This window comes from Lunatimonas salinarum, assembly GCF_017811155.1.
Lineage (GTDB): Bacteria > Bacteroidota > Bacteroidia > Cytophagales > Cyclobacteriaceae > Lunatimonas > Lunatimonas salinarum.
Genome location: NZ_JACVCV010000008.1, coordinates 221,792 through 241,583, shown reverse-complemented (window position 1 = coordinate 241,583; position 19,792 = coordinate 221,792). Strand labels below are relative to the sequence as shown.

Below are 19,792 nucleotides of genomic sequence, written 5' to 3'. Positions count from 1 at the left end.
CGTCTTTACTAATAACTTATTGAATGAATTACATTCTAAAAAGCATTCCAGACCGTACGGTAAAACCTCGGACTTCGGGATTTACCATGGCTATGGACAAAGGGTTGAGCCTCAGGGAAGTGGAAGATTTTATCGAAGTAAGTGGCGATTTTATAGACATCGTCAAGTTTGGCTGGGCCACTTCCTACGTGACGAAAAATCTCAAAGAAAAAATAGAATTATATCGATCTGCGGGAATACCGGTGTATTTCGGCGGGACATTATTTGAAGCTTTCCTGGTCAGGGATCAATTTGAAGATTACCGAAAGCTACTCGATACTTACGAGCTTACTTTTGCGGAGGTGTCTGACGGATCCATCACATTGGACCATGGAAAGAAGTGCGAATACATCCGTACACTGGCCAAACAGGTCACCGTGCTTTCCGAAGTGGGTTCCAAAGATGCAGCCAAGATTATTCCTCCTTACAAGTGGATCGAACAAATGCAAAAGGAACTGGATGCCGGTGCATGGAAAGTAATCGGTGAGGCTAGAGAAGGGGGAACCGTCGGTCTTTTTAGGGACTCGGGCGAAGTAAGGCAGGGATTAGTAGAAGAGATCCTCACCCGGATTCCTGAGGAGCGAATTATCTGGGAAGCTCCGCAAAAGGAACAACAGGTTTGGTTTATCAAGTTGTTGGGTGCAAATGTAAACTTAGGAAACATCGCTCCCAATGAGTTTATCTCCCTAGAGACACTACGTCTGGGATTGAGGGGTGACACATTTGACCACTTCCTGAATTTGGGGGTTTAGTTCGCCTCATTTTTCAATCCTAATGCACACCTACGGTAACCTTCATGAAAAATTTAACAGATAAGCTCCTTTTGTTTTTAAAGGGAATGGCTATGGGTGGTGCTGACATCGTACCGGGAGTATCGGGAGGTTCTATAGCCCTGGTAACCAAGATATACGAGAAGTTGCTGGACAGTATCCGGTCAATCGATATCGATGCCCTTTACCTCCTTAAGAATTTTGAATTCAGGGCTTTCTGGAAACATGTAAACGGAGGCTTTTTACTGGTCCTTGTGCTGGGAATTCTCACCAGCATATTTACCCTCTCCCGGGTCATTACCTTTTTGATGGAGCACCATGCCATACCACTTTGGTCTTTTTTCTGCGGCTTGATCCTCATCAGTGCAATTGTCATCTTGAGGGATATCCGAAAGTGGAACGTACTGGCCATCATAGCTATTCCCCTGGGAACGGTGATTGCTTACTTTATCACGGAAATCCCTCCGGTATCCACCCCCGAAACCATCTGGTTTACCTTCTTATCCGGAGCGATCGCCATTTGCGCCATGATACTGCCTGGAATTTCCGGTAGCTTTATCTTGTTGATTCTTGGTCAATATGAACAGATACTCCGGGCAGTTACCGAAAGGGACTTTTTGACCTTGGCGGTATTTGCGGTAGGATGTATCGTGGGGATACTTTCCTTTAGCAGGTTAATATCTTGGCTTCTAAAGCGTTTTCACGCAATCACGTTGGCATTTTTGTCGGGATTCATGCTAGGATCCATTAACAAAATCTGGCCCTGGAAGGAGGTAGTTTCTTACCGCCTTTCGAGCAGTGGAGAGCAAAAGCCTTTTTTGACAGAAAATATTTGGCCACATCATTATCAATTGACCACGGGTGAAGAGGCACACTTTTTGATTGCGATTTTGGCCTTTTTTGTCGGAGTCATTTTGGTGGTGGGCATTGAACGCCTGGCAGCATATACCAAAACATCGGAATGAAAATGAAGCAGTTCGGACTAATTGGATATCCTTTGACCCATTCTTTTTCCAAAAAATACTTTACTACAAAATTTGAAAGAGAAGGGCTTCATGACTGTGAGTACAACTTGTATGAAATCCCCGATGTGGCTGAGTTGAAAGCAGTGCTTGCGTCCAATCCCGGTCTGGTAGGCCTGAATGTCACCATTCCCTACAAATTGCAGGTGATACCGTTTATGGATGAACTGGATCCGGCCTGCAAGGCAATCGGTGCGGTAAACACCATTAAGATTAATAAGGGAAGGCTATCCGGATACAATACCGACTACTATGGCTTTAAGTCTTCCCTGCAAGCTTGGTTAGGTCCCTCCAAACCGAAGGCATTGGTATTGGGTACTGGAGGGGCTTCCAAAGCGGTGGTTCAGGTATTGCTCGACTTGGAAATCCCGTATGTTTTGGTAAGCCGCAGGAAGGAGGGTTCCAACAATCCGCTTCTGATCACGTATGAGGATCTGCATAGGAATCCGTCACTGCTGGAAGCATACCCGTTGATCATCAACACCACCCCACTAGGAACCTATCCGAATGTGGAGCTTACCGCAGACATCCCGTTTGACCACGTTGGCAAGCACAACCTGTTGTATGATTTGGTCTATAATCCGGAGAATACCGCCATCATGAACCGCATGGCCTTGAAGGGTGCCAAAGTCAAAAATGGCTTGGAGATGTTGCACTTACAAGCAGAGGCTTCTTGGGAGATTTGGAATAGATAGGCTTGACAGTATTTTTTTAATTGATAGTCAATCCAATACAATGCCTGCAAGCGTCAGCGTGAATCTTTTTCAATCAAATTGGCCAATACCAAGGTTTATTTTTCTAACTTATACGAAGTAGAAAAACCAAGCTTTTGTGCCTATGCCTCGTGTGAAAAAGTCTGAAGAACGTAAAATTTTTGTACTGGATACATCGGTGATACTTTACGCCCACAATTCGATTATGAACTTTGCCGAGCACGACGTGGTCATCCCAATCACCGTGCTGGAGGAGTTGGATCAATTCAAAAAGGGCAACGACACCAAAAATTTTGAAGCCAGGGAGTTTATTCGATTGCTGGATGACCTGTCAAAGGACCACATGATCCACGATTGGACACCGCTCAATGGGAAGGGAAAGGGCTACTTCAAAGTGTTGATGAATCCGGAAAATAAGTTGAATGCCAACGACATCTTTGGCGAGGAAAAGAACGATCACAAAATACTGAACGCGGCTCTAAGTCTCAAGCAGTCAGAAAAGGGCCGAAAAGTCATTCTTGTCAGTAAAGACATCAACCTGCGGTTGAAGGCCAAGTCCTTGGAGATTACAGCGGAGGACTACGAAACCGGTAAGATTAAAAACATCTCCGAACTGGAAAATACCGGTAAGCGTGTACTTGATGAGGTAAACCCGGATAAGATCAATGAGCTCTATGATAAAAGCGTCATCGATGCGTCTGGGATTGTCAACGAAAAATTAAAGGATCCAAACACCTTTTATATCCTCAAAAACAACAGCAAATCGGTACTTGCCTTTTACAACAGCGAGCTGAACCAACTCGAGAAGATTGAGAAGAAAACTGCATACAATATTAAACCCAAAAATGCGGAGCAGGCATTTGCGCTTCATGCGATTCTGAATCCTGCCATCAAGCTTGTAAGTATACAAGGCGTGGCAGGAACCGGTAAAACACTGTTGGCGCTAGCCGGTGCCCTAGAGCAACGCCACGAGTTTAAGCAGATTTTTCTGGCACGGCCTATTGTGCCGCTCAGCAATAAGGACATTGGCTTTTTGCCCGGGGATATCAAATCCAAGCTCAATCCGTACATGGAACCGCTATGGGATAATCTTAAATTTATTCAAAATCAGTACAAAGAAGGTGAAAAGGAATTTCAGAAAATTACGGAACTGGTAAACCTGGAAAAATTGGTGATACAACCTCTGGCTTATATCCGCGGGCGTTCGCTTTCGAATATTTTTTTTATTGTGGACGAAGCCCAAAACCTGACCCCACACGAAGTAAAGACGATCATCAGCCGTGCCGGCGAAAATACAAAGATCGTTTTTACAGGCGACGTGTTTCAAATCGATACCCCCTACCTGGATAGTCAAAGCAACGGTCTATCGTATCTGATAGACCGTGTCAAAAATCATCCAATATATGCACACATCAAACTGGAGAAAGGGGAGAGGTCTGAATTGGCGAATTTGGCCAATGAACTGCTATGAGGAGCGACCTTAACTTTCCGTAATGGTGTTTAGTTTGGCAAGGAATGAGTTGTAATACTGTCGACCTACGGGCACTACGTCGTTGGTTTTCAGTGTGATCTCTTTGGTGTTAAAGTTTTCTATTTGTGCCAACTGAACGATAAAGGACTTCTGCACACGTAAAAACAGGTTTGAAGGCAATTTGTCTTCCATATCTTTCATGGACTTGCGGATGGTGAAGTTCCGGTTTTTGGTAAAGATCGTCACCATGTTTCCATTAGCTTCTACGTAGTAGATATCGGTGTAATTCACCCGTTCAAAGGAGTTGTCTGCCTTGATGAATACCGCATCGTTCACCAAGTAGGGGCTTATTTCAGGGGCTGCACCTCCGTGGTCTACCATCGCAGGGCGGGTGCGTTGATTGTAAAGCACGATCTCCACCATCGCATGGATGTCGTTGCTGTTGAATGGCTTTACAATAAAGCCTGCTGGGTGCGTTCTTTTTGCGCGTTCGATGATCGCAGGGTCACTGTAGGAAGTGACATACACAATCGGAGCGTCTACCATTTGCTGGATAATCTCTCCCAACTCTATCCCATCTTTATCGCCTTTTAGCTTGATGTCCATAAACACCATGTCCGGGCGGTACTTCTTCACTACCTTGATTGCCTGATTTGCAGAGTTGGCGATGTCAATGTTCACATATCCCAGAAGCTGCAATATCTCCTCTATATTCTCTGAGATATTTACATCATCTTCCACTATGAGTATCCGCTCTTCTTTCATGATTTACGTTTTTTTGTTGAAAAATACCTATAGGTTCACGCCTGAATTCCTGAGCTGTTAGCAAGATGGATTCGGGGCTTTTACCGTTTAATTGCCATTGTAAGCTGTACTTCCGGAGCCTTTTGCAGACATTTACCCTCAGAAGGCAAAAATCTGTTCAGACAGCTACTAGAAGCGATTAAATATACAACAATTTGCAAAAAATAGGTAATAAAACGATTTTTTTTGGAAGCTGTACGTTTTCTATAAACTCATCAGGTCCTTAAATCGGGCGGCTTGCCTCCTACTTACCTCGATGCGGTCGCCACCTTTTAATGTCACTACCAGCCCTCCATTAAACCAAGGCTCGATCGTATCCACCCAGCTTAGGTTGATGATGTGTTTTCGACTGGCCCGGAAAAAGGATTTTTCATCCAAGCGTTCGTCTAATGCGTTCAGGGACTTATGGATCATGGGCTTATTGTTATCAAAGTACACTTTGATGTAGTTTCCGTCAGACTCAAAAAGCCGTACGTTGGAAAGCTTAACAAACCAACAGCGATCTCCATCTTTTACGAATACTTGGTCAGCCAAGGAGAGCTTTTTGGGCGCCACCTCGGCGGCTTCTTGCTGTTCCTTTTTGAGATCCTCTATTTTCCTTTCCAGCTTTACAAGCGTTTCTGCCAACCGGGCCGGTTCCACCGGCTTGAGGAGGTAATCCAATGCGTTAACCTGAAATGCTTGAATCGCAAATTCATCGTAGGCAGTGGTGAATACCACTAGCGGTACATGGTCCAGTTCTTCCAGAAGGTCAAACCCGGTCTTTTCCGGCATTTGAATATCCAAAAAAATCACATCAGGCTGTAACTGATCGATCTTCTCTTTCGCATCGTCCACATTCAACGCCTCGCCGACCACTTCTACTTTTTCGTGATTTGAAAGCAGGTTGATCAGTTCTTTTCTGGCTAATCTCTCGTCATCTACTATTAATGCGCGCATTGTCATCTTTATTTTTATTCTAAGTTACTATTTTGTTTCGGTATTTTGATTTCAGTGACTACAAATTCTTGTCCGTGGTTGAATATTTTGAAGGAAGCTCTTCCCCCATAGATGAGTTTTAAGCGTTCAATCGTATTGGAAATACCGTGCCCCTCGCCCGGTCTGTGGCTGACCGACTCGCCCTTAAGCTGTCCGCTGTTTTTTACCCAAATATATAAATCTCCCAGAAGACCGATACTGGATTTAATTTCAATGATACCTCCCCGCATGAGGTTTGAGATGCCGTGTTTGATGGCGTTTTCGGCGATGGTTTGAAGCATCATGGGGGGGATCTTGTATTGAAATGCGGCATCCTCGATCTCATACTGAACGGTTAGCCGTTCTTCAAACCTGATAAGCTCCAAGTTGAGGTAGTCCTTTACCGTGTTCAGCTCTTCGCCAAAGGGGATTACCTTGTGTTTGTCCATGATCAATGAATACCGCAAAATATTCGAAAGTTGGGTGATAGCAGATTTGGCCTTTTTGGGATCCTCGTCCACAAGTGCCCGTACGCTGTTCAGTGCATTAAAGATAAAGTGGGGGTTTAACTGATTGCGTAGGTGTATGAGCTTTATTTCGTTGATTTTTGCCTGATACTTCAGGGTGGCGTTGTAATTATCCAGAAAATAAAACAGGAAATACATCAATACCCACAGCGAGTAAAAAACGAAGCTGGTAAAGAGGTTTGCCAGCAAAAATAGGGGAGTAAGATCCACCAGCGGGTTTAAGATATCGAAGGCCAAGTTGATGATCACCTGGACAAACATGTTTAGGAAACTCAGCGCGACGAGGGATAAAAAGACCTTCTTGAGGAGCTTTTCAAGTGGAAATTCAAACCAAGTGTTTTTCTTGATATAATACCGGAAAAAGTGTGTGGATAAAAAGTAAAAGGTGGCAAGCGAAAGGTAGGCCCCTACCTGAATTGCCGTGATTCCGCGGTCAAAGGATAGAAAAAACAGGTTTAGGCCGGCATATCCCAGCCAACCTACTCCCTGAAGTATCCAATATAATTTGCTCTTATCCATACATGGGATTTAACGTATAATGGGTCGGTCATCTTGCATAAGTAGATGCAGGATGCCTTGCCCATCAGTTAAATACCGCAGTTTTATTCAAAGGAATTTTATCCAAAATCCGCAGAATGATATCTCTGGTGCTGATATTATCTGCTTCGGCTTCGTAATTCAGAATGATCCTGTGGTTCAGCACATCCACGGCGATTTCTTTGATGTCTTCCGGCAGTACGTAATCCCTCCCATCCATGTAGGCGACAGCTTTTGCGGCTAGATTTAAGTTAATGCTTGCCCGTGGTGAAGCTCCAAATTGTATGTAGCGGGATTCCTGTTCCATTCCGTACTTTTCCGGAAACCTGGTGCAGAAAACCAGCTCAATGATGTAGTTTTCGAGCGGCTCGGCTATTCGCACCTTATTGATTTCCGCACGGATCGCAAAAATATCTTCCTTATTTAGAAGCGGATTGACCTCCGACACAAAAAAGGCATCTGTCATCCTCCTCATTACCTCCATTTCGTCTCTTTTGGAAGGATAGTCTATGTTTACCTTCATCATAAAGCGGTCTACCTGTGCTTCGGGAAGGGGATAGGTGCCCTCTTGGTCTACGGGGTTTTGGGTGGCCAATACCAGAAAAGGCTTGTCCAACACAAAGGTAGTCTCTCCAATAGTGACCTGTTTTTCCTGCATCGCCTCCAAAAGTGCAGACTGTACTTTGGCAGGGGAGCGGTTTACTTCGTCTGCCAAGATAATGTTGGAGAATATCGGCCCTTTCTTTACCTCAAAATTGGCGTTTAGTTGATTGTAAATCATCGTGCCTATCAGGTCAGAAGGCAACAAATCCGGCGTAAATTGGATCCGTTTAAAATCCAAATGCAGCACCTTGGCCAAGGTATTTACGGTCAGTGTCTTCGCCAGTCCCGGTACCCCTTCGAGAAGGATGTGTCCGTTTGTAAATAATCCGATCAACAGTCTGTTTATCATCCTGTCCTGACCAACGACTATCTTCTTTACTTCCTGTATGGCTGCTGCTATTTTTTCCTGATGCATATCCAATGGTTGATGTTGTTTTACCTTTGCCGGAGAGTTTCCTTTCCCCGAATTATAATTCGGCCTAAATTAGAACAATTCGCTTGATCTCACAATGAACATGGGGCTGTTATTGTTTTTTGCGTAGAAGAATGGCTTATTTTCTTACTTTGGGGGAATCTCCATTGCGATTCCCGGAAGAAAATCCCAAGCTCAGATAGATTTCGTCCCTTGATTTTTCCACTACCTGTCCAGGTTGCATCCCATCGATCGTGAGATTTTCCATAGACCACCTCACCAACCGCAGCGTAGGGTAACCTACTTTGGCAGTCATTTTTCTTACTTGGCGGTTTTTGCCCTCCGTGAGGGTCAAAGAAATCCAGCAATCCGGCACGTTTTTCCGATAACGGATCGGCGGATTCCGTACCGGCAGCGCTGGCTCGTTGGGAAGAAGCGCGGCTTTTGCCTTTTTGGTAAGGTAATCCTTGTTTTCTACCCGGATGATCACCCCCTCCTGCAGCGCTAGCAGGGCATCCAGCTGAATAAGCCCTTCTACCTGTGCAAGATAGGTACGTTCATGTCCGTAGGATGGATCAAGTAAATAATGATTCAGCGGTTTGTCATTGGTTACCAAAAGAAGGCCTTCACTGTCTTTGTCCAGCCTGCCTACGGGATAGACATCCTTCGGGAAATCGTATAGCTCCCCCAACGTATGTCCTTCCCCGCTAAATTGGCTTAATACGCCAAAGGGCTTATACAGGACAAAGTATCTCAACGGCATGGCTTATTGGTTCAATAGGTTGAACAGTTCATCCAGCTTTGGTGTGAGGATGATTTCCGTTCTCCGGTTTTTTGCTCTACCCTCCGAGCTGTCGTTTGGAGCCTTGGGGTAATAGTAGCTTCTACCCGATGCAATCACCCGCTCCGGAGCTACCTTATAGCTTTCCGTCAGTATTCGCACGATGGCGGTGGCCCTCGCCGTACTCAATGCCCAGTTGTCTTCAAACCGGCCGCTGATGGGCACATTATCGGTGTGTCCTTCTACCATGATCTGAATTTCTTCGTTGGCGTTTAGCACTTCGGATAATTTACCCAACGCCTCCCGTCCGTCTCGATTGACCGTGGCACTGCCCGAGGGGAAGAGCAACTTATCCTGCAAGGAAACATAGAGCTTGCCATCCTCCTCATATACCTGAAGCTCGTCGGATCGGTATTGATTCAATGCCCGGTCTACCGTAGCCTTCAGGCCGGCCATCACCGAACGCTGTTCATCGAGTAGGTTTTGTAGCATATCCAACCGCTCTTGCTGCTCCAAAAGCCGACGTTCTTTTTCGGTCAGCTGTTGCTGCACCGTGGAAGAGGTGGATAATGCTTGGCTTAAACGGCTGTTGAGTGTCTCGACGAGCTCTTTTTCACGGGAAAGCTCGCCCTTGGTCTGCTCGAGCGCTTCTTGGGTGTTTTTTAGGCTCTGCTGCGTCGCTTGAAGCGATGATTCGGTGTCGCCCAAGGTGCGGGTTAGGGTGGCAATCCGCATAGTGGCATCGGTAAATTTTCGTTTGGAAACACACGAGGAAAAGCCCAATATTCCAATCAGAACGACAACTAAAGGTATTCTAGACAAGTGCATAATCATAGAGTATAGGTAAAACTACCGATTAAATAATAAAAACCGTACCAACCGCCCCCTCATGCTGCCTATTCAAACGAAATATACCGCGAATTTGGTACAAAAAACCGGCTTTAGCTTAAGAAATTCGGCTCCAGTTAACGGCGTTTTTCTTCTGCTTGCTGATTTGGGCAAGAATGGGCCTATGTTCCTCTGCCAGTAGCTGGGGATCCTGCTCCAATATCTCTCTTGCTACATCCCGGGCCAATGCCAAAATAGGTGCGTCTTTACTCAAATCGGCGATTTTCAGATCCGTAAGCCCAGACTGCTGCGTACCTGTTAGATCACCTGGACCCCGCAGTTTGAGGTCTACGTCGGCAATTTCAAATCCGTTATTGGTTCTGACCATTGTTTCCAGCCGCACCCTGCTATCTTTGGACAGTTCGTATTTGGTCATCAGAATGCAATAAGACTGGCTGGAGCCGCGACCCACCCTTCCGCGAAGTTGATGGAGCTGTGAGAGGCCAAAGCGCTCGGCATTTTCGATAACCATCACCGTGGCGTTGGGTACATTGACCCCTACTTCGATTACGGTAGTGGCTACCATGATTTTCGTTTCTCCCTTCGCAAACCGGGCCATCTCAAATTCCTTGTCTGCCGGTTTCATATTGCCATGAAGGATTCCAATGGGATATTCCGAAAAGGCGCGACAAATGCTTTCGTACCCGTCCATGAGACTTTTCAAGTCCGATTTTTCAGACTCTTCAATTAGGGGGTACACCATATATACTTGCCTGCCCGCTTCGATCTGCTTACGTATAAAGCCAAATACCCGCAGCCGATCTCTGTCGTATCGGTGGATGGTTTGTATCGGCTTCCTGCCGCTTGGTAACTCATCGATAACCGAAATATCCAGGTCTCCGTACAATGTCATGGCCAAGGTGCGGGGAATCGGTGTGGCGGTCATTACCAAGACATGGGGATAGAGCTCCCGGTTTTTTCCCCATAGCTTGGCACGCTGGGCTACACCAAACCGGTGTTGCTCGTCGATGATTGCCAATCCCAAATTTTGAAATCGCACCACATCCTCCAAAAGAGCATGGGTTCCAATGAGTATGTGGAGGCGCCCCTCTAAAAGTGCCGCATGGATGGCTTCCCGGGAGGAACGCTTGGTAGATCCCGTCAGTAGCGCAATTTCCAATCCCATCTGACTGGCATAATCCTTTAACCCTTCGAAATGTTGTGTAGCGAGGATTTCCGTGGGGGCCATTAGGCAGGTTTGTGCGCCGGAGTCTACGGCTATGAGAATACTGATAAATGCCACAATGGTCTTCCCTGACCCCACATCCCCCTGTACCAGGCGGTTCATTTGTTTGCCTGACTTCAAGTCTGTAAAAATCTCTCGGGTCACCTTCTTTTGTGCATTGGTGAGGTCAAAGGGAAGGTGCTTGGTATAAAACTCCGTTAGCAGGGATGTTTGTCCCAATACTTGTCCCCGAAATTTTTCCGTTCGCGCCAATTTTAACTTTAGCAGGCGAAGCTGTAGAAAAAAGAACTCCTCAAACTTAAGTCGATACCTGGCTCTACGCAGCACCTGAATATCGGATGGGAAGTGGATATGCCGGATGGCTTCCCTCTTTGCCATGAGTCTATGGGCATGCATCAGCGTGGGGGGAAACGTCTCTGATACGTGGTTCAGCCCCTGCTTTAATAGTTCCTCGATCAGCTTTGAAATACCTTTGCTATCTAAAAATTTATTCTTTAGCTTTTCAGTGGAGGAATAGACCGGTTGCAAAAAGGATTTGTCTGCCTGCCGTTCGGTGAGTAGTTCCAGTTCGGGATGGGCCATGGAATACTTGCGGCCGTACTGATTGGGTTTGCCAAAGGCCACATAGGATGCGCCTGTTACCAAGCGTTTGCTGACCCACTGAATTCCTTTAAACCAAGTGAGCTCCATGGTAGCGGTTTCATCACTAAATTGGGCGATCAGGCGTTTCTTTCTCCCCTCGCCTACCAATTCCACGTTTCCCAATTTCCCCACTACCTGTACGTGTTCTAGTTCTGGAGTCAGCTCGTTAATCTTAACAAAGGAGGTTCTGTCTTCGTATCGAAACGGAAAATGCTCCAACAAATCTCCAAAGGTAAAGATCTGAAGCTCTTTTTTGAGTAGTTCAGCCTTCAGTGGCCCTACGCCCCTGAGAAACTCAATATTCGTATCGAAGAATCCCGACAATGCCTTAGCTTTAGGTGTTCATTCGCTTGGGTGTAGGCATGATGTCTCCCACGAGCTGCTGTATCTGCGGCCGGTGATCCCTGAGCGATTGCAACAAAATACGTTGATTTTTGGAACGGTGGAGGTTTTGGTTTTCGTACGAGATGTGATAATAGACGTTGCCGTTCAGGTAATCGGTCAAAAACCGTAACCCCATGATGCAGGTCATCATCTCGCCGCCATAGGTCAAGGAGCCCATTTCATCCCTATCCAGCACATCCTTTAAGGGTTGGAAAAAGCCCGCTATCAAGGCACCGTATTTACCTAAATCCACTTGTATCGAATCCCAATTTAGGGAAGACTCATCCTCCGAACAAGCCACCGTACGGACCAAGTCTCCAAAATCGTAAAAAACATATCCTGCCATGATGGTATCCAAGTCAATCAGCGCATTGACCCTCGAAAGGTCTTCCTGATAGATGAGGTTGTTGATTTTGGTGTCATTGTGGGTGACGCGCAAAGGCAGGGACGACTTGTATTGCCTGTAGGTATCTACTAGGTCACGCTGGCTTTGGTAAAACCCTATTAAATCTTCCACCTCCTGCGTAATACGAACCTGAGGGTTGCGAATGCTGTTTTCGAACTGCTCGTAGCGAAGGGCGAGGTTGTGAAAGTCAGGAATGGTATCTCGCATGGAGTCCGAGTCTACCGCTAGAAAAGCCACCACGAAATCCGCGAAGGCCGCTGCCGCAGCCCGACATGCCGAAAGGTCATCCACTTTATCTTTGGTAACCCCTTCCACAAACGGGAAGATGCGAAATAAGCGCTCACCTATCGCAGTGAACATTTTTCCATCCTTGTTTTGCAGGGGCAAGGGTAGCTCAAAGTCCAGCATACCCGGTTTTAGGTGACTGTATAAAACGGTCAAATTGGCAGATATCCGTTCCGGATACTTGAATACCCTGTCGTTAAATTCCTGAAGGATGTATGCGGAGGAACCCGCCTGCAACCGGTAGGTGCTGTGAATATGACCTGACCCGAACCTGGAAAAAGAAACGCCCGATTTGATGACGGGATAGGCTGTCAGTACCTGATCGATTAGCTGTTTATCCATTGTTTCATATTTTCCCCACCGCTAGGTGAAAGTGCCAAATGGTACATTTTGGAATACCTGAAGTATTTAACACGTAAAATTACAAGAGTTTTGCTTAATCTTGTTCGAAACCGTTTATATTTACCCGCTTGGTTTCCCCATCCGCTTGGCAAGCAGGAAGCTAACTAGCCCGATTAAATTAATTAATAAAAATATCGATAAAGGAACCCTTATTTGGTAAAAATATTAATAATTTAGAGGCTGTTTTGAATTCAAAAAAAGAAAAGCTGTAGTCACATATCTTCCAATTTTAATTTTAGCATACACCATGAACATCTCGGTACTAGACTGGGCAATCATCATCGCCTTTTTTGTGATTTCCATGCTCATAGGCATCTTGACCTCTAAGACCGCCGGGAAGAGCGCAAAGGAATTTTTTCTCTCCGGTAGAAATATGCCCTGGTGGCTTTTGGGAATATCGATGGTAGCAACCACTTTCTCTGCCGATACGCCCAACTTGGTCACGGACATTGTCCGAAAGGACGGGGTGTCAGGTAACTGGGTTTGGTGGGCATTTTTGCTAACGGGTATGTTGACCGTATTTGTCTATGCAAAGCTTTGGCGCCGTTCTGAGGTAACCACTGACTTGGAGTTTTACGAGATTCGTTATGGAGGTAAGCCTGCTGCCTTTTTAAGGGCTTTTCGGGCGTTGTACCTGGGAGTATTTTTTAACGTAGTGATCATGGCCACCGTATTGTTGGCGGCCATCAAGATTTTTGGTACCATGATGGGGCTCACGCCGCTTACTACCCTGCTTTTGGTTTCCGTGGTTACCGTGATTTACAGTTCGCTTGGTGGCCTAAAAGGGGTGTTGCTTACAGATTTTTTTCAGTTTTTTATCGCAATGGCCGGATCGTTTGGGGCTGCCATTTACATCGTTGGGTTGCCTGAAATAGGCAGTTTGGGGAGTCTGTTGGCACACCCTAACGTATCCGATAAACTGGACCTGATCCCCGACTTTACAGATTGGAACCTACTTATCCCACTGTTTATCATGCCGATAGCCATTCAGTGGTGGGCTACCTGGTATCCCGGTGCAGAACCAGGAGGTGGAGGGTACATAGCCCAGCGGATGCTTTCTGCCAAGGACGAGAAAAATGCCATCGGCGCTACGCTTCTCTTCAATGTGGCCCATTATGCATTAAGACCATGGCCGTGGATCATCATTGCCCTGTCGTCATTGATCATTTTTCCCCAGGTTAGCGACCTACAGGAAGCCTTCCCTCACATCCCGGCAGACAAACTGGGCAATGATTTAGCCTACTCGGCGATGCTGACCTTCCTTCCTGCGGGGCTTATTGGAGTGGTGATGGCATCGTTGATTGCCGCGGTGATGTCTACCATTTCTACGCACTTGAACTGGGGTTCTTCTTACGTGGTAAACGACTTCTACCTGCGCTTTATGAAAAAGGATGCCAGCGATAAGGAGTTGGTGATGGTGGGTCGACTGTCTACCGTTGGGTTAATGATTCTTGCTGCATTTTTGGCCCTGGCACTGTCCAATGCCTTGGAAGCTTTCAATATCCTGCTTCAAATCGGCGCCGGAACTGGGTTGATCTTCATTTTGAGGTGGTTTTGGTGGAGGATCAATTCCTATACTGAGATTTCGGCTATGATCATTTCATTCGTTGTTGCGGTTTACTTTGAATCCATACACGATAAGCTTGGCTTCCTTCCCATTCCAGCAGATATGAGCTACCTAAAGCTGCTTCTAGGAGTTTCCATTACCACAATCACGTGGATTTTAGTAACTTTGTTGACCAAACCAGAGAAGGACGAGGTCTTATTGGCTTTTTATCAGAAAGTAAGGCCGGCGGCATATGGTTGGAAAAAATTGCTCGATCGGTACCCCGATCAGCAAGCAGAACCCGGTCAGCTTCCGATGGAAATCGGACTGATGCTGGTAGGATCTATTATGGTTTATGCGGCGTTATTTTCTGCCGGGTTCTGGATATATGGCAACACCGTAGGTGGCGTTATAGCCGGAGTTATCGCACTGATAGGAGCGGTTACGGTCATTAAAGGATGGAAAAAAATGAAATAAGCCCATGGCAGACACAACGTCCGATATTCTGAAGGATAACAACCTTCGGGTGACGAGTTGCAGACGAGATGTATTGGCTACCTTTATGGGAAAAAAGGTAGCCCTATCCCATGCTGATTTGGAGGAAGCGCTTAAGGAAAACTTTGACCGGGTAACCATCTATCGGACCCTAAAAACGTTTTTGGAAAGCGATTTGATTCATAAGGTGCTGGATGACAGTGGGATCACCAAGTACGCCCTTTGCGTTCATGACAGCAGCGAGCACCACCACGACCACGAGCATGTCCATTTCAAATGTGAGGAATGTGGTAATACAAGCTGTATTCAAGAAATCAACTTACCAAAAATATCGCTTCCTGAAGGGTACATTGCAAAGGAGAAAAGTCTCTTGGTGATGGGTATCTGCAAAAATTGCAGTCAATAGTCTACGACAGTTGGCTTAACAGGCTCCTGCGTATCGTCTGTAGGCCAAACAATACCCGGTGGAAGGTCTATTTTTGGTGGTGTCAGGTCTTCTATTCCACCATCACCATCATCGTCGTTATTGTTCCTGTTTCTGTTTATCCGTGCTTTGGTCATTGTAGCTACAAAGTATATCAACACCACGTAGGCTACACCGACTAAGAAAAGGTCTATCACTAAGCTACTCATATCCAAGCTCTTTAAAGCATTAAATTACATCAATAAAACCATTAAGTCAATAAATTAACCCAAGTACTTTTCTCAGTGTTCTAAAAAAAGATAAAATATCTGACAGTAAAGCGGTATCGGCTTGCGATATAGGCTGTATCCTTCGATATTTGCGGACTGAAAATTTGCACCCCATGATCGTAAAAACAAAGAAATACCAACTCCCCACCGGAACATATATCAAATTAGGATTAATGAATATATTGAAAGAACAGTGGTGGGTTGTACTCATCGCTATTCTTATCGGCTGTGGATATTTTTGGATTGCTTCTTGGTGGTGGATAAGTATGGCCATTCTCGCCTATGCGCTTTACTGGCTTTTTTGGGTGATTCAGTTTGCTGGGGTCACGCAACTAGAACAGAACAAGGTGATGTTTGAAAAGATGGCGTACGAGATTGATAGCCGGCAAATCCTGATGAAACTCAATGCCAAACAAGGCATGCCCATCAAGTGGGATATGATCAAACGAACCGAGATGAAAAAGGATGCGTTCGTCTTCACGATGGGCAAGGCGCAGTTTATTTACCTGCCCTTCAAGATTTTCAATTCGGAAAACGACGTAAAATTTATTGAGACTATCTTAAAACGAAAAGGATATGACCTAAAAAAAGGTTGAGATCTTCGGATCTCAACCTTTTTACTTTTTGGCCAACTTGTCTACTAGATAAAACTGTCTGCCTTTCGGTAGGCTTCTATCAGTGCGGTCTCGCCCTCCTTTCCGGGATAGGCATTGCCGTGTTCCATGCCCACGATACCTTTGAATCCTTTTTCATGGAGGTGTTTGAATACATTCAGGTAGTTGATCTCCCCAGTACCTGGCTCCTTTCGTCCGGGATTATCGCCAACTTGGATGTAAGCGATTTCATCCCAACAGTGGTTCATCATGGTGATCAAATGCCCCTCGTTTTTCTGCATGTGGTAAGCATCGTATAGGATCTTGCACGATGGACTATTTACCGCCCTACATATCAGGTAGGTCTGTGCTGAGTTCCGCAAATACAAATTTGGCGTGTCACTCAGGGGTTCCAGTACCATGACCAATCCGTGTGGCTCGAGAATCTCCGCCCCTTTACGAAGTGTGTCAATTACATTGGCCGTTTGGATGTCCATGGGTAAGCGGCGATCAAAGTCGCCGGGTACCACGGTTATCCATTTGGCATTTACCCTTTTGGCTACCTCCACCGCTCTTCTACAGCCGTTTAGGAAGATGTCTGTGTGTTCTTTGGATCCGGATGCAAAGGTGTTTGCGCCGTTGCCTCCCTTATCGAGGACAAAAACGCCCATATCCATTCCCAGCTTGGCCAGGTGGTTACCGATCTTTTCCTGTACATCCACGGGCCTGCCCATCATGCCGTTGTCTTCCAAGCTTCGGAAGCCACGCTCGTACATGAAGTCCAGCTGGGCAATCAGGTCTTCACCGGCATGGTTTCGGAACATCCCAAAGTGGGGTGCATAATTTAGGTTAAAGGTTTTATCGGCGTGCGTGTTTGCAGTCATCTCCTTCGCATTTATGGCACCGGTACCGGTCAGCCCCACAGCCGCTCCTAGGGAAACGTTCTTAATGAAATTTCTTCTCTTCATCTATTTATCATATAAATTTTAGCAGTCAGAACATGTCCCGATTTATCGGGATGCCAATCCCGATCAGTATTGGGAGAATTGCTGCCTGTCTGTTAGGTTGGCACGATGTCGCGCGACTTGCTGGATTTAAGTTAGACTACCTTGCTTTGACCTGGCACCGCATATGCGTAATAGCCATCGGTATCCGGTACATTCTTAGGCATCGCATCCCACGCCAGCACATCCGGCTTTAGATTAATTTCTGAATTGATGGCTTCGTCCCAAGAAACCACTTTACCGGAATAGGTGGCAAAGCGTCCCAAGATAGATGTCATGGTACTCTTTGCCGCATTTTCGGCATCGGCAAACTTATATTCGCCTTTTACGATGGCCGCAAACAGCTCATTGTGTTCCTTTTGGTACGGATTGATGTTGTTTTCCCCGTTATGCTCGTACAGGCTGCCGCCCTTGTAGTCGGAAATCCTTCCTACGTGACCGGCATTCATATATACCTTTCCTTTTGTGCCCTGAAACGATTCATCTACGCGGTTTGCCGCTCCTGGGAAATGGCGGCATTCACTGTGTATTACCGTTCCGTCTTCATAAGTAAACAATACCACGTGGTGATCAAAAATCTCACCGTGATCCTTGCCTCTCCGTACGGTTCTTCCACCGGTACCCTCCGCTTTCACGGGGTAGCCGTTCTTAACCCAGTTGGCAACATCCAGGTTGTGTACGTGCTGCTCTACGATGTGGTCCCCACATAGCCAGTTGAAGTAATACCAGTTCCTCATTTGATATTCCATCTCCGTTTGACCGGGTTGTCGCTCACGCACCCATACGCCGCCATCGTTCCAGAATACCTGACCACCGATGATGTCTCCAATCTGACCGTCTTGCACCCGCTTGATGGTCTCTACATAGCTGTCCTGATAGTGCCGCTGAAGACCAACGACCACATTCAGCTTCTTAGCCTTGGCCTCCTCCGCAGCTGCCAACACCCGGCGAATGCCCACCGCGTCCGTTGCAACCGGCTTCTCCATAAAAATCTGTTTGTTCAAACGTACCGCCTCTTCGAAGTGGTCAGGACGGAAGCCTGGAGGTGCCGCTAAGATTACCACATCGGCATCCTTCATCACTTCCTTGTAGCCGTCAAAGCCCGCTATGCGTTTTTCCTTAGGCACGACCACTTTCTCCTCGCCGAATCGCTTGAGGATGCGCTCATAGGATTGCTCCATTCGATCTTCAAAAGCATCGGCCATTCCTACTAACTTAATATTGTATCCGGTTTCAAAAGCCTGAAACACCGCACCGGTGCCGCGTCCTCCGCAGCCTACTACGGCGATTTTGATCTCATCGGTTCCGGCTGCATACGCACCCGGTAAGCTAAAGGGACTCAGTAAAGCACCTCCGGTAATCAGTGCGGAGGTTTTAAGGAAATCCCTTCGGTGGTTATTCTTATTTGGTTCCATAGTTATGTTAGTTTATGTTAATAGTCTTCTTCTGGCAGGGTGCCATAATATTTCTCGATTTCTTCCAAACTGGGGGGATTTACCGGTCTCACTACCCGCATTCCCACAAAGGGGGCTTCGGGGAACCACCATTGACTCTTGGGTATTTGCGGATCGATTCGCTTCCACTGCGCGGTGCTGGCGACACGGTGGGCCGAACGAAGCTCCGCTGCGGTGCTTTTGTAACTTCCTCCCCGCAACACTTTTGGATAAAGGTCTTCGCTCATCCATAACGGATTTTTGGCCACAGAACCAGTTCGCTTTTGGTACATGTCGGAAACATAATGATCAATAGTCCACTCATTTACGTTGCCGTAGATATCGTACAAGCCCCAGGGATTAGGCATTTTTTTACCGATTTCTTGGGTGCTTTCTCCCGCATTGATGCCAAACCAAGCGTATTTGTCCAGTTCCTTGGGATCATCTCCAAAAAAATACTCCGTGGTAGCGCCGGCCCGGCTGGCATACTCCCATTCCGCCTCGGTAGGTAGGCGGTAAAAGATGCCGGTTTTTAAGTACAGCCACCTGCAAAACTGAATCGCACCGTATTGGGTCATGCCGATGGCAGGCTTGCCATGCTTACCCATACCAAAGGTCATATCCAAATACGGAATGGAAGGACGGGTAAGCCCATCCACTTCAGAGGTTAGTGGCTGATCACTGACGGATGACTCAAAATTTTTGTCCAGAAACATTTCGTACAAATCCCACGTCACCTCATGGGTTCCCATCCAGAAAGGGTCAAGCTCCACCTCGTGAACGGGTGCCTCGTCAGACTTTCCTTTTGTACTGCCCATTTTAAAGGTACCGCCGGGTATCGGAACCATTCCAAAACTCAGGGACGTATGGGGGATGGTTTGCTCGTAGGGTTCAAAGTCATTTGCCCATTTCGGAGCGATTATCCAAGCGGATAAAACTAAAAGCACGACAGAAGCCGTCAAGATGCGGTATTTATGCATGATTGTTTGTTGAATGAAGACACCCTTGGCCTCTTCAGGGAGAAGACACTCCCCGCTGAATAGGTGTAGGCGTGTAAATTACGCTTATTTTTGAATAATTGAAAGCAAGATTCCAGCAGAGATCCGAATGGAAGGTAAAAAAAGTAAATATGACGCTGCCTCCGGGAACCTTTTATGTATGCGGTTGACCTTAAGGTGCGAATGACATGGGGTTATCAT

At 46.4% G+C, this 19,792-nt stretch carries 19 protein-coding genes; 7 read left to right on the top strand and 12 right to left on the bottom strand.

Features of this window, described 5'->3' with window-relative positions; translation table 11 throughout:
* Positions 1-23: 23 nt before the first annotated feature.
* The 4 genes from IAQ59_RS11995 (at position 24) to IAQ59_RS11980 (ending at position 4,015) form a co-directional block, all read left to right on the top strand.
* Complete coding sequence (locus IAQ59_RS11995; RefSeq protein WP_209331050.1) at positions 24-791, top strand: phosphosulfolactate synthase; 768 nt, start codon at positions 24-26, stop codon at positions 789-791.
* Between the two features lie 44 nt (positions 792-835).
* Positions 836-1,774, top strand: a complete 939-nt coding sequence (locus tag IAQ59_RS11990; protein ID WP_209331049.1) for a polyprenyl-phosphate transporter — start codon at positions 836-838, stop codon at positions 1,772-1,774.
* A 2-nt stretch (positions 1,775-1,776) separates the two neighbouring features.
* Entirely contained in the window at positions 1,777-2,526 is a 750-nt protein-coding gene (locus IAQ59_RS11985; protein WP_209331048.1) for a shikimate dehydrogenase family protein, read from the top strand.
* 142 nt (positions 2,527-2,668) lie between these two features.
* The gene (locus IAQ59_RS11980; protein WP_209331047.1) at positions 2,669-4,015 is read left to right on the top strand and encodes a PhoH family protein; all 1,347 of its coding nucleotides are present in this window, start codon (positions 2,669-2,671) and stop codon (positions 4,013-4,015) included.
* A gap of 9 nt (positions 4,016-4,024) precedes the next feature.
* Here IAQ59_RS11980 and IAQ59_RS11975 read toward each other — a convergent pair whose 3' ends face one another.
* The 8 genes from IAQ59_RS11975 to IAQ59_RS11940 form a co-directional block, all read right to left on the bottom strand.
* Positions 4,025-4,780, bottom strand: a complete 756-nt coding sequence (locus tag IAQ59_RS11975) for a LytR/AlgR family response regulator transcription factor (RefSeq protein ID WP_209331046.1) — start codon at positions 4,778-4,780, stop codon at positions 4,025-4,027.
* 243 nt (positions 4,781-5,023) lie between these two features.
* Positions 5,024-5,758, bottom strand: coding sequence for a LytR/AlgR family response regulator transcription factor (locus IAQ59_RS11970; protein ID WP_209331045.1), 735 nt, complete (start codon positions 5,756-5,758; stop codon positions 5,024-5,026).
* A gap of 14 nt (positions 5,759-5,772) precedes the next feature.
* Positions 5,773-6,822: a sensor histidine kinase gene (locus IAQ59_RS11965; protein WP_209331044.1), complete on the bottom strand. Its 1,050-nt coding sequence runs from the start codon at positions 6,820-6,822 to the stop codon at positions 5,773-5,775.
* Positions 6,823-6,886: 64 nt separating this feature from the next.
* Positions 6,887-7,858, bottom strand: coding sequence for an AAA family ATPase (locus IAQ59_RS11960; protein ID WP_209331043.1), 972 nt, complete (start codon positions 7,856-7,858; stop codon positions 6,887-6,889).
* A 136-nt stretch (positions 7,859-7,994) separates the two neighbouring features.
* Entirely contained in the window at positions 7,995-8,618 is a 624-nt protein-coding gene (locus IAQ59_RS11955) for a pseudouridine synthase (protein WP_209331042.1), read from the bottom strand.
* A 3-nt stretch (positions 8,619-8,621) separates the two neighbouring features.
* Positions 8,622-9,464 carry an OmpA/MotB family protein gene (locus IAQ59_RS11950; RefSeq protein ID WP_209331041.1) on the bottom strand — a complete coding sequence of 281 codons (843 nt, stop codon included), beginning with the start codon at positions 9,462-9,464 and terminating at the stop codon, positions 8,622-8,624.
* A gap of 118 nt (positions 9,465-9,582) precedes the next feature.
* Positions 9,583-11,676, bottom strand: a complete 2,094-nt coding sequence (recG, locus tag IAQ59_RS11945) for an ATP-dependent DNA helicase RecG (protein WP_209331040.1) — start codon at positions 11,674-11,676, stop codon at positions 9,583-9,585.
* A gap of 10 nt (positions 11,677-11,686) precedes the next feature.
* Positions 11,687-12,769 (bottom strand): phosphotransferase enzyme family protein, encoded by a 1,083-nt coding sequence (locus IAQ59_RS11940; RefSeq protein WP_209331039.1) that lies wholly within the window; start codon positions 12,767-12,769, stop codon positions 11,687-11,689.
* A gap of 307 nt (positions 12,770-13,076) precedes the next feature.
* Between IAQ59_RS11940 and IAQ59_RS11935 the strand changes: the two genes are divergently transcribed.
* Together IAQ59_RS11935 and IAQ59_RS11930 are read left to right on the top strand one after the other, a co-directional pair.
* Entirely contained in the window at positions 13,077-14,852 is a 1,776-nt protein-coding gene (locus tag IAQ59_RS11935; RefSeq protein WP_209331038.1) for a sodium:solute symporter family protein, read from the top strand.
* A gap of 4 nt (positions 14,853-14,856) precedes the next feature.
* On the top strand, positions 14,857-15,276 hold the full coding sequence (locus IAQ59_RS11930; protein WP_209331037.1) for a Fur family transcriptional regulator: 420 nt from the start codon (positions 14,857-14,859) through the stop codon (positions 15,274-15,276).
* On the opposite strand, the gene IAQ59_RS11925 is transcribed toward IAQ59_RS11930, so the two are convergent.
* Positions 15,270-15,503, bottom strand: a complete 234-nt coding sequence (locus IAQ59_RS11925; RefSeq protein WP_209331036.1) for a hypothetical protein — start codon at positions 15,501-15,503, stop codon at positions 15,270-15,272. The genes IAQ59_RS11930 and IAQ59_RS11925 overlap by 7 nt on opposite strands.
* A 173-nt stretch (positions 15,504-15,676) precedes the next feature.
* Here IAQ59_RS11925 and IAQ59_RS11920 point away from each other — a divergent pair, with 173 nt between their 5' ends.
* On the top strand, positions 15,677-16,159 hold the full coding sequence (locus tag IAQ59_RS11920) for a YcxB family protein (protein ID WP_209331035.1): 483 nt from the start codon (positions 15,677-15,679) through the stop codon (positions 16,157-16,159).
* A 44-nt stretch (positions 16,160-16,203) separates the two neighbouring features.
* Here the strand turns inward: IAQ59_RS11920 and IAQ59_RS11915 are convergent, their stop codons facing one another.
* From IAQ59_RS11915 to IAQ59_RS11905, 3 genes are all read right to left on the bottom strand, one after another.
* Positions 16,204-17,124, bottom strand: a complete 921-nt coding sequence (locus tag IAQ59_RS11915) for a hydroxypyruvate isomerase family protein (protein WP_209331034.1) — start codon at positions 17,122-17,124, stop codon at positions 16,204-16,206.
* 131 nt (positions 17,125-17,255) lie between these two features.
* Positions 17,256-18,575 (bottom strand): Gfo/Idh/MocA family protein, encoded by a 1,320-nt coding sequence (locus IAQ59_RS11910; RefSeq protein ID WP_209331033.1) that lies wholly within the window; start codon positions 18,573-18,575, stop codon positions 17,256-17,258.
* Between the two features lie 17 nt (positions 18,576-18,592).
* Positions 18,593-19,573, bottom strand: a complete 981-nt coding sequence (locus tag IAQ59_RS11905; protein WP_209331032.1) for a formylglycine-generating enzyme family protein — start codon at positions 19,571-19,573, stop codon at positions 18,593-18,595.
* Positions 19,574-19,792 lie beyond the last annotated feature (219 nt).

Bases quoted from the DNA above. Each gene is read 5' to 3' on its own strand.
- IAQ59_RS11990 (WP_209331049.1), top strand. From the start codon at position 836: ATGAAAAATTTAACAGATAAGCTCCTTTTGTTTTTAAAGGGAATGGCT.
- IAQ59_RS11915 (WP_209331034.1), bottom strand. From the start codon at position 17,124: ATGAAGAGAAGAAATTTCATTAAGAACGTTTCCCTAGGAGCGGCTGTG.
- IAQ59_RS11960 (WP_209331043.1), bottom strand. From the start codon at position 7,858: ATGCATCAGGAAAAAATAGCAGCAGCCATACAGGAAGTAAAGAAGATA.
- IAQ59_RS11920 (WP_209331035.1), top strand. From the start codon at position 15,677: ATGATCGTAAAAACAAAGAAATACCAACTCCCCACCGGAACATATATC.
- IAQ59_RS11965 (WP_209331044.1), bottom strand. From the start codon at position 6,822: ATGGATAAGAGCAAATTATATTGGATACTTCAGGGAGTAGGTTGGCTG.
- IAQ59_RS11925 (WP_209331036.1), bottom strand. From the start codon at position 15,503: ATGAGTAGCTTAGTGATAGACCTTTTCTTAGTCGGTGTAGCCTACGTG.
- IAQ59_RS11985 (WP_209331048.1), top strand. From the start codon at position 1,777: ATGAAGCAGTTCGGACTAATTGGATATCCTTTGACCCATTCTTTTTCC.
- IAQ59_RS11935 (WP_209331038.1), top strand. From the start codon at position 13,077: ATGAACATCTCGGTACTAGACTGGGCAATCATCATCGCCTTTTTTGTG.
- IAQ59_RS11955 (WP_209331042.1), bottom strand. From the start codon at position 8,618: ATGCCGTTGAGATACTTTGTCCTGTATAAGCCCTTTGGCGTATTAAGC.
- IAQ59_RS11910 (WP_209331033.1), bottom strand. From the start codon at position 18,575: ATGGAACCAAATAAGAATAACCACCGAAGGGATTTCCTTAAAACCTCC.
- IAQ59_RS11930 (WP_209331037.1), top strand. From the start codon at position 14,857: ATGGCAGACACAACGTCCGATATTCTGAAGGATAACAACCTTCGGGTG.
- IAQ59_RS11950 (WP_209331041.1), bottom strand. From the start codon at position 9,464: ATGCACTTGTCTAGAATACCTTTAGTTGTCGTTCTGATTGGAATATTG.
- IAQ59_RS11995 (WP_209331050.1), top strand. From the start codon at position 24: ATGAATTACATTCTAAAAAGCATTCCAGACCGTACGGTAAAACCTCGG.
- IAQ59_RS11975 (WP_209331046.1), bottom strand. From the start codon at position 4,780: ATGAAAGAAGAGCGGATACTCATAGTGGAAGATGATGTAAATATCTCA.
- IAQ59_RS11970 (WP_209331045.1), bottom strand. From the start codon at position 5,758: ATGCGCGCATTAATAGTAGATGACGAGAGATTAGCCAGAAAAGAACTG.
- IAQ59_RS11980 (WP_209331047.1), top strand. From the start codon at position 2,669: ATGCCTCGTGTGAAAAAGTCTGAAGAACGTAAAATTTTTGTACTGGAT.
- IAQ59_RS11940 (WP_209331039.1), bottom strand. From the start codon at position 12,769: ATGGATAAACAGCTAATCGATCAGGTACTGACAGCCTATCCCGTCATC.
- IAQ59_RS11905 (WP_209331032.1), bottom strand. From the start codon at position 19,573: ATGCATAAATACCGCATCTTGACGGCTTCTGTCGTGCTTTTAGTTTTA.